At 66.9% G+C, this 10,642-nt stretch carries 11 protein-coding genes and 2 pseudogenes; 5 read left to right on the top strand and 8 right to left on the bottom strand.

The genetic code is table 11. The annotated features are described in order from the left end of the window. Positions 1-265: 265 nt before the first annotated feature. Positions 266-748, top strand: a complete 483-nt coding sequence (locus GJ632_RS14330) for a hypothetical protein (RefSeq protein WP_191453324.1) — start codon at positions 266-268, stop codon at positions 746-748. A gap of 93 nt (positions 749-841) precedes the next feature. On the opposite strand, the gene GJ632_RS14335 is transcribed toward GJ632_RS14330, so the two are convergent. Beyond that, the gene (locus GJ632_RS14335) at positions 842-1,498 is read right to left on the bottom strand and encodes an HVO_0476 family zinc finger protein (protein WP_089804614.1); all 657 of its coding nucleotides are present in this window, start codon (positions 1,496-1,498) and stop codon (positions 842-844) included. Positions 1,499-1,613: 115 nt separating this feature from the next. Here GJ632_RS14335 and GJ632_RS22205 point away from each other — a divergent pair, with 115 nt between their 5' ends. Then, the gene (locus tag GJ632_RS22205; RefSeq protein ID WP_197428009.1) at positions 1,614-1,757 is read left to right on the top strand and encodes a hypothetical protein; all 144 of its coding nucleotides are present in this window, start codon (positions 1,614-1,616) and stop codon (positions 1,755-1,757) included. Between the two features lie 170 nt (positions 1,758-1,927). Here GJ632_RS22205 and GJ632_RS14340 read toward each other — a convergent pair whose 3' ends face one another. Then, positions 1,928-2,887 carry an aminopeptidase gene (locus GJ632_RS14340; RefSeq protein ID WP_177232520.1) on the bottom strand — a complete coding sequence of 320 codons (960 nt, stop codon included), beginning with the start codon at positions 2,885-2,887 and terminating at the stop codon, positions 1,928-1,930. 190 nt (positions 2,888-3,077) lie between these two features. On the opposite strand from GJ632_RS14340, the pseudogene GJ632_RS14345 reads away from it, so the two are divergent. Continuing rightward, a pseudogene (locus tag GJ632_RS14345) lies at positions 3,078-4,158 on the top strand (type II glyceraldehyde-3-phosphate dehydrogenase). 48 nt (positions 4,159-4,206) lie between these two features. Here the strand turns inward: GJ632_RS14345 and GJ632_RS14350 are convergent. The 4 genes from GJ632_RS14350 to gap form a co-directional block, all read right to left on the bottom strand. Then, complete coding sequence (locus tag GJ632_RS14350; protein ID WP_191453325.1) at positions 4,207-4,695, bottom strand: metallophosphoesterase family protein; 489 nt, start codon at positions 4,693-4,695, stop codon at positions 4,207-4,209. A 60-nt stretch (positions 4,696-4,755) separates the two neighbouring features. Next, on the bottom strand, positions 4,756-5,037 hold the full coding sequence (locus tag GJ632_RS14355) for a hypothetical protein (RefSeq protein WP_089806984.1): 282 nt from the start codon (positions 5,035-5,037) through the stop codon (positions 4,756-4,758). 114 nt (positions 5,038-5,151) lie between these two features. Continuing rightward, entirely contained in the window at positions 5,152-6,363 is a 1,212-nt protein-coding gene (locus tag GJ632_RS14360; protein ID WP_191453326.1) for a phosphoglycerate kinase, read from the bottom strand. A 55-nt stretch (positions 6,364-6,418) separates the two neighbouring features. Beyond that, positions 6,419-7,471, bottom strand: a complete 1,053-nt coding sequence (gene gap, locus GJ632_RS14365; RefSeq protein WP_191453327.1) for a type I glyceraldehyde-3-phosphate dehydrogenase — start codon at positions 7,469-7,471, stop codon at positions 6,419-6,421. A 283-nt stretch (positions 7,472-7,754) separates the two neighbouring features. On the opposite strand from gap, the gene GJ632_RS14370 reads away from it, so the two are divergent. Then, positions 7,755-8,117 (top strand): Hsp20/alpha crystallin family protein, encoded by a 363-nt coding sequence (locus GJ632_RS14370; RefSeq protein ID WP_089804630.1) that lies wholly within the window; start codon positions 7,755-7,757, stop codon positions 8,115-8,117. 24 nt (positions 8,118-8,141) lie between these two features. Here the strand turns inward: GJ632_RS14370 and GJ632_RS14375 are convergent, their stop codons facing one another. Continuing rightward, a complete protein-coding gene (locus GJ632_RS14375; protein WP_191453328.1) occupies positions 8,142-9,008 on the bottom strand; it encodes a RimK family alpha-L-glutamate ligase in 867 nt (288 codons plus the stop codon). A gap of 225 nt (positions 9,009-9,233) precedes the next feature. Next, positions 9,234-9,763 (bottom strand): annotated as a pseudogene (locus GJ632_RS14380) (50S ribosomal protein L16). A gap of 175 nt (positions 9,764-9,938) precedes the next feature. Between GJ632_RS14380 and GJ632_RS14385 the strand changes: the two are divergent. Then, positions 9,939-10,642: SLC13 family permease (locus GJ632_RS14385; RefSeq protein WP_343161194.1), on the top strand; the 704-nt coding region annotated here is incomplete at its 3' end.

Raw genomic sequence — 10,642 nt, forward strand, 5'->3', positions numbered from 1 at the left:
GTTCCTCCGCGCGAGCGACGACCGGTCTCGAGTCGGCATACACCCCCCGACGGTTCGACGGGTGAAAAGTCGGTCTCCTCGGGGCCGAACCGACGGGGAATCCGGCTGAAATACCTCCCTAACGAGTTCGAACTGCTAACTGTTTCAGACTGTTTCACGCACGTAATCGACAGACAGCGGTGCATCCGGTCGTCGTCAATTCCGGACAGTAACGGTCCGAAACGTGTTCTACTGTTTATAGACATCGCGGCAGTTCTCAGGGACGATGGGCGCCCGAGACTCCCCCGCACACGACTCGGCGTACGACTCGACGACCACCGGAACCAGACCCGGCGACGACCGGTCGGACCGGTACGTCCGCATTTCCCGCGACGACGCGTTCCACCTCCTCCAGAACGACTGCCGCCGCGCGGTCCTCCGCCTCCTCCTGACCGAGGAACGGGACGACCCGACCCCGCTCTCGACGCTCGCCGCGTTCGTCGCGGCCGTCAAGTACGAGGGCGACGACTCGGACGCGGTCGGCGAGGTACAGGAACGCGTGCGTATCGCACTCCACCACTCGCACCTCCCACTGCTCGCCGAACACGGCGTCGTCGACTACGACCCCGAGGCCGAGACGGTCGCGGCGGCACCGCTTCTGGCGGCCCTCGCGCCGTTCCTCTCGGACGGACTCGGCGGCGACGACGACCTCGTGGTCGACACGGTACAGGTCGAACGACACGGTCACCACGACGCCGTCGAGCACTGAACGGTCTCGCAGCATCGCTCGAAGAGAAGCTCCTCCTCCCGCAACCGCAGTCGTCGCGCGCCTACTCGCCGGAGAGCGTCCGCGACGGGCGGTTCACCAGGCGGACCACGCGGACGTGGTCTTGTCGGTGCCGTACAGGCGGTTGACGTCCTTCGCGTACACCATGTCGCCGTCGTGGTCGAGTTTCCCGTGGCGGTACTCCGGCGCGTCGTCGCGGACGTGAAGCGCCTTCACGAGGAACTTCTCGTCGCCGAACTCCTCCGTCTCGCCGACGACGAACTCGTAGTCGCCGGGGACGTTCACCTTGAAGCTCCGGGTGTCCTCGCGGTATCCCGTCCCCTCCTTGGGGTTGACCGTGACGTTGACGGCGACGTTGTCGACGGCGCGGGTCCAGATGGTGTTCGCGTCTTCGACACGGGCCTCCTCGGCACGCTGTTCGGGGCCGACTTCGATGCCCGTGATGCGAACGAGCATGATGGCCTCGGGCGTGTCCACGATGAACTCCTCGCCGACGGCGATGGTCTCGCTCGCCGGCGCGTCGACCATCGTCGTGAACGAGTCGCCGTCCTGCGAGACGACGACCTTCCGTTCGACCTCGGTCTCCTCCTCGACGGCGACCTTGTGGACGTGACTGCACTCCGTACAGCGAACCGTCGCCTGTCCGCCCATCTTCAGCACCTCGTGAACCGTCTCCTCCTCGGGCGAACAGGAGGGACAGACGACCGCGATGCGGTCCTGCGTATCACTCATGCGCGCCTCTATCCCGTCACGCCGTAAAAGTCCGCCCCTCCGCGGGTCCCCGTGAGACGGTCTGTCTGACACGCGTCGACGGGAGTTTGATGTCGACGGACCGTCACGTCCGCGTATGGTCTCCCGCGACACCAAACTCACCGCCGCCTTCGTCGTCCTCGCGACGGCGCTGTGGCTCGTTGCACAGCAGTTCACGACCGACTCGTGGGTCCTCTGGGCCGTCCTCGTCGCGTCGGCGTCGTCGTGCCGACGGTGCTGAACGAGGTTTCGGACTGACCGACCGGCTGACCCGCCCGCTGGTTACGGGTGCGACGGCTCCGTCGACCCGCGCCGCCGACGCTCGTTCACCGAGGAAGTTCCACTTCCTCGCCGTCTCGCGGTGTCACCGCTCGACAGTTGGGAGGTCTACGACCTCGCCGTCTCGCGGTGTCACCGCTCGACAGTTGGGAGGTCTACGACCTCCCCGTCCGCGTACACGGTCGGCTCTCTGATGATACCGTCCAGATGGAGTGGTGCCTCGGTGTCGCCGCCGATGCCGGCGTCGTCGCCGATGGCGATGTGGACTGTGCCCGCGGCCTTCTCGTCGAGGAGGACCGACCCGACCAGCGTCTCGACGCCGACGTTGGTGCCGATGCCCAACTCCGCGAGGTTGTAGGCGTCGCGGCCGACCTCCTCGGCGCCCGCCTCCACCTGTTCGCGGACGCTGTCGTCGGAGATGTCCGTCACGAAGCCGTCCTCCACCTCGAACCGGAGTTCCTGCCCCTCCTCCAGCAGGCCGTGGGGCATCATCGTCCCGTCCACGACGTAGGTCCCGTCCGCGGTCACCGGCGAGACGAACACCTCGCCCGCGGGGAGGTTCGAGAACCCGCCCGCCTCGTGGACGACGCCCGTGTCGGCCAACCAGTCGCGCGTTCCCGGTTCGAAGGTGATGTCGGTGCCCGCGGGCGTCGTCACGCGAATCACGCTCGCCTCCGTCACCTGCTGGAGGACGTCCAGACAGTGCTGCGAGATGACGTCGTAGTCGGCGTCTAACCCGGACAGGAACACCTCCTCGGTGATGCCCGGGAGCGTCGCGCCGCGCGCGCCGGCCTCGCAGGCGTCGCTCCGGGCGCGGGTGTGACTCAGGCTCTTGGTCGTCGGCGCGAGGAACACGTCCGCGGTGGCCATCGCGGCGGCGACGGCGGCGGGCGGTTCCTCGCCGTGCTGGTCGCCTGGCGGGTACCGCAGGAGGGTCGCGTCGTCCGTCACCTCCGCGGCCACGTCGTACAGCGCTTCGCCGATGGCTCGACGCCTGTCGTCGGTGACGACGACGCACGACTCGTCGGTACCGAGGTTCATACACTGCAGGACGGCCGTCTCCGCGCCGGCGCGTAACTCGTCGTCGGTCATGTCCCCGTGTGGGAGGCCCGCGGGGTTAGTCGTTCCCATCCCCGTCACGTCGCGCGGTCCCGGCGACGACGGCCGACGACCGATTAGTAACTCACCTCCGCGAGAATCCTCGCCGTTACTCGCCCCAGAGTTAATTTCTGATAAAAAATCTCCGAAATAACTATGGCTGTCCGCATTCGACAGTCGACCGATGATACGAGTGGGTGTCAACGGCTACGGCACGATCGGAAAGCGCGTCGCCGACGCCGTGGACGCACAACCAGACATGGAGGTCATCGGTGTGGCGAAGACCCAACCCAACTTCGAGGCCCACACCGCCGTCAAGCGCGGCTATCCGATGTACGCCGCCATCCCCGAGCGGATGCCCCTGTTCTCGGAGGCGGGCATCGGCGTCGAGGGCGCCGTCGACGAGATGGTCGCCGACGCGGACGTCGTCGTCGACTGCACGCCGTCGGGAATCGGCGCGGACAACAAGGCCCTCTACGAGTCGCACGACACGCCCGCCATCTTCCAGGGCGGCGAGGACGCCGACGTGGGCGAGGTGAGTTTCACGCCCGCGCGAACTACGACGACGCCGTCGGCGTCGACTACGTCCGGACCGTCTCCTGCAACACGACGGGGCTCTCCCGCATCATCGCGCCCCTGCGCGAGGAGTACGGCGTGGAGAAGGTGCGCGCGACGCTGGTGCGCCGCGGCGGCGACCCCGGGCAGAACTCCCGCGGCCCCATCAACGACATCCTGCCGAACCCCATCCACATCCCGAGTCACCACGTCCGGACGTGAACACCATCTTCCCGGACCTGTCCATCGACACGCTGGGACTGAAGGTGCCCGCCACGCTGATGCACGTCCACAGCCTCAACGTCACCCTCGAAGACGACGTGACCGCGGCGCACGTCCGGCAACTCCTCGAATCGGAGTCGCGCGTCTACGTCATCCCCGAGGGACTCGGCATCGACGGCGCGGGGAAACTGAAGGACTTCGCGCTCGACGCCGGCCGCCCGCGCGGCGACCTCTGGGAGAACTGCGTCTGGGGCGAGTCCATCGCCGTGGAGGGTCGCGACCTGTACCTGTTCCAGGCCATCCACCAGGAGTCCGACGTCATCCCCGAGAACGTCGACGCCATCCGCGCGATGACCGAGTCGGCCGAACAGGCCGAGAGCATGGTCACGACGGACGAACACGTCGGTATCGGCATCACGGGTGACCCGTCGGGTTTTAGCCACGAGGACGACGACGCCGTCGCCGAGACGGAACTCGCCGACGACTGAGCCGCCGTCGACGGCTCGCTTCGTCGGTCCTCGTCGGTCGCCGCCGGTTCAGACCTCGTAGAAGGCGACGTCGTCCGCTTCCGTGTCGAGGAGTGCGACGTGGTACGTGTCGTCCGCGCCCGGTATCGGCAGTCCGCCGGGGTTGACGTGGACCGTCCCCTCTCGTTCGTCGTACGTCCGCTGGTGGGTGTGCCCCCGGAAGACGTAGTCGTAGCTCTCCGAGTCGACCAGTCCGTCCACCAGCGTCTCGCTCGTCCCGTGGTAGGCGGCCACCGCGACGCCGTCGAACTCGAACGTCGCGCACTCGCCGTGGTAGGTTCCGAACGAGTCGACGACGTTCTCCAGTGCCCACTCGCCGTCGTTGTTACCGCGGACGGCGTGGAACTCGAAGTCGGCGTCGAAGACGTTCGCGGTGAACGGCGAGACGACGTCGCCGCAGTGAATCACCGTCTCGACGCCCGCGTCCTCGAACGTCTCCACCGCGCCGCGCGCCAACTCGAGGTTGTCGTGCGTGTCCGAACAGATGCCGACTCTCATACGCGGACGTTCGGCGGAATCGCGTAAGAAGGTTGGTGCGCGGGTCGCTCGGTGCCTGCGTCAGTCGTCGCGTTCGGTCGCCTCGCGGCTGGCGGCGATGAGGTTCTGCCGGTACTGGCTCAACGCCTCACCCATCTTCCGAACCTCCTCGTCGCTCATCGTGTCGTGTTCGTCGGCGTCGAAGAACGGCAGTTCCTCCTTCTCGGGAACGTCCATGACGACTCCAAGCTGAGATATCTGCTGGTAGTAGTTCTCCAGCACCCACTCCTCGCCGTGCGCCGTCACCGCTTGCTCGATGTACTCCGCCGCCTCGGGGTAGTCGGCGCGTAAGTCGTCGGTCACGCGTGTGAGTATCACGCCCCAGAGGTTGTGTGCTGGGACCCGGCCAGTATCTGCCTGTATCTCGCACGTGGCACGCGAACCCGCCGAATCCGCCGAACGGTCGAACTCCTCCCGTCAGTTCCGCTGGAGGACTTCCACGCCGACCAGCGACGCGCCCGTCAACGCGCGGATGTACGCGCCGCCGGCGATGGAGACGTGGCCGAAGTCGTCCTCGCTCAGCCCGTACATCTCGATGGCGCGGGAGGTGTCGCCGCCGCCGACGACGGAGAAGCAGTCCGTCTCCGCGATGGCGCGCAGGACGCCGACCGTCCCCTTCGAGAAGCGTTCGTCCTCGAACAGGCCGAGTGCGCCCTTCACGAAGACGGCCTCGGAGTCGCGAATCACCTCGTCGTACGACTCGACGGTGTCGGTGCCGACGTCGAGGTACGCGCGGTCCTTCTCGTCGACGTCGTCGACGGCTATCTCGGCGCGTTCGTCGTCGTCGTCCTCGTACGCGAGGTCGACCGCGAGCGAAATCTGGTCGCCGCGTTCGTCCAGGAGGGACGCGATGGTCTCGTGGTTCGCCTCCCACTGGTCGTCGAACAGGTCCATGTCGCCGACGTCGAAGCCGACGTCGTGACCGGCGGCGCGGAGGAACAGTTCGCCCGCGATGCCGCCCAGCAGGAATCGGTCCACCGTCCCGCCGAGGTTGTTCATCACGTCGATGACGTCCGTCGCCTTCGTCCCGCCGACGACCATCGTCACCTGTCCGTCGAACTCCCGAGTGGCGATGGCGGAGTTGGCCTCGTACTCCGTCTCCATCACGCGCCCGGCGTAGGCGGGCAGTTCGAGGGGAAAACCGACGAGGGAGGCGTGCGACCGGTGCGCCGCCGAGTAGGCGTCGTTCACGTAGGCGTCGAAGTGCGGCGCGAGGGTCTGCACGAACTCCGTCTCGGCCTTCGTTTCGGGCTCTTCTTCGGGGAGTTCGTCGTCGCACATCCGCGTGTTCTCCAAGAGGAGTATCTCGCCCGCGTCCAGCGACTCGACGGCGTCTATCGCCTCGTCACCGTAGGTGTCGGCGACGAATCCCACGTCGCGGTCGACGTGGGATGCGAGGATGGCGGCGTGCTGTTCGAGTGAGACGAAGTCGTCGTCGCCGGGGCGGCCCTGGTGGGCCATCAGGACGACGCGGTGGCCCACCTCGGCGAGTTCGCGGACGGTCTCGGCGTGGCGTTCGAAGCGTCGGTTGTCCTGCACCTCGCCGTCCTCGACGGGGGAGTTCAGGTCGAGGCGGACGAGGACGCGCTTGTCGGGTTCGAGGTCGTCGAGTGTCTTGAACGTGGACATGTGTGTGGTGGTTCGAAAGACGAGGAGATTTCACTTAGTGGTGGGCGGTCGAGGCTCAGTCGGCGGTGACGAACTCGGCCACGTCGAGCATCCGGTTCGAGAAGCCGTACTCGTTGTCGTACCACGTCAGAATCTTGTAGAGGCCGCCGTCGTTCACCATGTTCGTGGACTGCAGGTCGACCGTCGAGGAGAAGGGAAGGCCGACGATGTCCGAGGAGACGACTTCCTCGTCGGTGTAGCCGAGGACGCCCGCGAGGGGGCCGGAGTCGGCGGCGTCGCGGAACGCGTCGTTCAGTTCCTCGACCGACGGCGCCTCGTCGAGAGAGACGACGAGTTCGGTGATGGAGCCGTTCGGAACGGGGACGCGCATCGCCATGCCGTCGAGTTTACCCTCCAACTGGGGCAGAATCTCGGTCGTGGCCTGCGCGGCGCCCGTGGAGGTGGGGACGATGTTCTCGGCGGCGGCGCGGCCGCGGCGTGTCTTGGCCTTCGGGCCGTCGATGAGATTCTGCGACCCGGTGTAGGCGTGGACCGTCGTCAGGAGACCGGACTCGATGCCGAACTCGTCGTCCAGTACCTTCGCGACGGGCGAGACGGAGTTCGTCGTACAGGAGGCGTTCGAGACGACGTCCTCGCCGTCGTACTCGTCGTGGTTGACGCCGTAGACGATCTGCTTGACCGGTTCCTCGCCCTTCGGCGGCGCGGAGATGATGACCTTGTCCGCGCCCGCGTCGAGGTGCGCGGAGGCGTCCTGCTTCGTGCGGAAGATGCCCGTGCACTCGAGGGCGACGTCCACGTCGAGTTCGTCCCACGGCAGTTCGGCGGGGCTCTGGATGTTGAACAGGGAGACGGCGGTGTCGCCCGCGACGAGTTCCTCGCCGTCGAGCGAAACCTCGTCGAGGCGGCCCATCACGGTGTCGTACTTGGCGAGGTAGGCCATGTCCTCGAAGTCCATCACGTCGTTGATGCCGACGAGTTCGACCTTCGGGTTGTCCATCACCGCGCGGAACACGTTCCGCCCGATTCGCCCGAACCCGTTCAGTCCGACTCGCACCACCTCGTCGTCGTCGACGTTCTCGCCCGCAGCGAGGTACGATTTTTCACTCATATCCGAGTTTTCTCCGGCAAGATACTTGAATCCCTGTGTCTCTGACCAGACCCGCGAACGGACGAAATCCGTGTCGTAAGAGAGTCGTACTGTCGCTTTAGCCTGAACAATGATGGAGTTCCCACCCGTCGGCGGCGAACGAGAGTGATCAGAGAAACGCACGTTCGTTCACGACCGCGCACGTTCGGACGACCGGACGACGACCGCGAATCGACCCGCCGTCGGCGTCGGAACCCGCCGGGGGGAGAAGGCTTTTGACAGGAAGTAACCAAAGGTCGCGTGCATGAGAGATGAACGCGACGATCCGTTCGACAACATCTTCGACGAGATCGAACGGATGATGAACGAGATGACCGGTGGTGACTCCACCGGGTTCGCCTCGGAGACCCACATCGACGTGTACGATGAGGGTGAGGCGGTTCGACTCGTCGCGGACCTTCCGGGTGTGGAGAAGGACGCAATCGACCTGAAGTGCGACGGCGAGACGCTCACGGTGAGTGCCGCGAGCGACCGCCGCGAGTACGACGAACGAATCCGCCTCCCGGTCCGGGTGGACGAACACTCCGCGAAGGCGTCGTTCAAGAACGGCGTCCTGCAGGTCACCTTCCAGAAGTCGGAGGACTCGGCCGCAATCGACGTCGAGTAGCGCGACACCTCGGTGCGACGGTTTTCATTCGACCTTCGACCGTTCGGCAGTCTCCCGTATCAGTGCCGCCAGCCTGTCCCAGAAGTCCGCGTCGTACTTCTCGTGGTCGATGGTCGGTCGGGCGTTCGTCTCGGAGACGACGGTTCGGTCGTCGGCGACGAGGAGGTCGACGCCGAGGTAGTCGATTCCGAGCGTCTCGGCCACCGCGACGGCCAGTTTCCGATGTTCGGCCGAGACCGTGAGTTCGGTCGCCGTCGCGCCCCGGTGGACGTTGTGCTTCCACCGACCCTCGCCGAGTCCCTCGGGCAGTCGGCGTTCGACGCCGCCGACCACCTCGCCGTCGACGACCATCACGCGGTAGTCCCGCGCGTCGGGGACGTACTCCTGAAGCAGGTACGACTTGTCGCCCGTCGCCCGGTAGTCGTGGACGAGGTTCAGGTAGTCGACGACGCCCAAGAGCGAGTCCACGTCGCGCACCTTGGCGACGCCGACGCCGCGCGTGGCGGAGTTGGGCTTGACGACCAGCGGGAACGACAGGTCGGCGGCGGCCTCGACCACCGTCTCCTCGCCGACGGGGTTCGACACCATCCGCGTCTCCGGAACCGGCAGTCCCGCCCGCGAGAGCGCGGCTATCACGCCCGCCTTGTTCCGCGAGGTGAGCACCGCCTCGCGACCGTTCACCCACGACATCGGCGTCCGCGCGTCCAGCGCTCCGCCCTCCATCAGTCGCGTCGGGTAGACGAACCCCGCGTCGAACGACTCGCCGTCGTCGGTCAGTCGAATCGCCCGCTCCTTCGCGGGCAGGTGTTCGACGGTCACGCCTCGGTCCGCGAGTGGCCGGCGCATCCGCTCGAACGTCTCGCTAGACGTCGTCACCGCGAGTCGAAGCATCGGCTACGAGTTGGCGTGAGAGTGTAAAAGTGGCCGGGTCCGGCGACTCCGACGCCGGTGCCGGAAGTCGACCGATTCCGTCGGAAGAACCGCGAAGAGGCTCGCTCCCGATCAGGAGACGAGGAGTTCTTCGCCCTTCCGGAGAACCGCGAAGAGACTCGCTCCCGATCAGGAGACGAGGAGTTCTTCGCCCTTCCGGAGAACCGCGAAGAGACTCGCTCCCGATCAGGAGACGAGGAGTTCTTCGCCCTTCTCCACGTCGATACGGCACGGCGGCGACATCTTGTTGTAGGCGCGGCGAAGCGCGTCCTTGGCGATGGCGGCGTCCTCGACGCTGCAGTAGATGGTGAAGACGCGTTCGCCGTTCTGGATGCGCGCGGCGGTGCCGACGACCTTCCCGAACGACTGCCGCATCCCGTCGGAGACACGGTCCGCACCCGCACCGGTCGCTGCTTGTTCTCGCGCAGGACCTGGTGGGGGAACTTGCGGAGCACCATCTTGTAGTTCTCCTGACCGACCTGCTTCAGCATCACGCGGTTCGCGGACAGACGCGCCGATTCGAGCGAGCCGTGGCGAATCTGGCACTCCTCCTCGAGGCGGAGGCTGATCTGGACCGGGTAGTCCTGGGGGCCGGTCTGGAGGTTACCCATGTTGTGCTGTGCGATCTTCGAACCGGGGATGCCGGTGATGTACTCGCGTCGGGTGTACGACGGCTTGTCGATGTTGCGGTACATCGAGGCGGGTTTGTCTGCCATGGTTACTTGTGCGGAAGAACGGTCATCCGGCGTAAAAGCGCTTCGAAGCATCAGCAGTCTGCGTGCCCGTGCGTGCAGTTCCCACCCGGCGTCGTCAGCGCCGCCCGTCCCTCTCGTCGCCCCGCCTCGACCCCCGTCGGAACTATCAACTCGGCGACGAGCGTACGGGAGAGTCGTGGTCTCGCTCTCTCGACGCGGCGTCGGCCTCGTCCTCGGCCCGACGGGCTACGCCCTCGTCCGTCTGTTCCCGCCCACGGGCCTCGACGCGGCGGGTGCCGCCGCCCTCGCTTGCACGCTCTGGGTGGCCGTGTGGTGGCTCACGGAGACGGCGCCCATCGCGGTGACCGCACTCCTTCCCGTCGTCCTCTTCCCCGTCTCCGGCGTCACCGACGCCGCGGCCACCGCCGCCGCCTACGCCGACCCCGTGACGTTCCTCTTCCTCGGCGGCTTCCTCGTGGCCCTCGCCGTCGAACGGTGGGGACTGCACCGGCGCATCGCCGTCTCCGTCGTCCGCGCACTGGGCGACGACCCGCGCCGACTCCTCGGCGGGTTCATGCTCGCGACGGCGTCACTGTCGATGTGGGTGTCGAACACGGCGACGGCGATGCTCATGGTCCCCATCGCCCTCTCCGTCGTCGGCACGCCCGGCGACGCGCCGCCGGACTACCGCGCGGCCGACGCGACCCGATTTCCGACCGACGACGCCGCGTCCTCGTCCGGCGCGTCGCCGTCCGGCGCGTCGCCGTCTGCCGCGTCCTCGTCCGTCCCGCCCGCACCCGAGTCGTCGGCGTTCGGCACGGCACTCGTCCTCGGCGTCGCTTACGCCGCCTCCATCGGCGGCGTCGCCACGCTCATCGGGACGCCGCCGAACGCCATCCT

The sequence above is a fragment of the Halogeometricum sp. CBA1124 genome (assembly GCF_009741955.1).
GTDB lineage: Archaea > Halobacteriota > Halobacteria > Halobacteriales > Haloferacaceae > Halogeometricum > Halogeometricum rufum.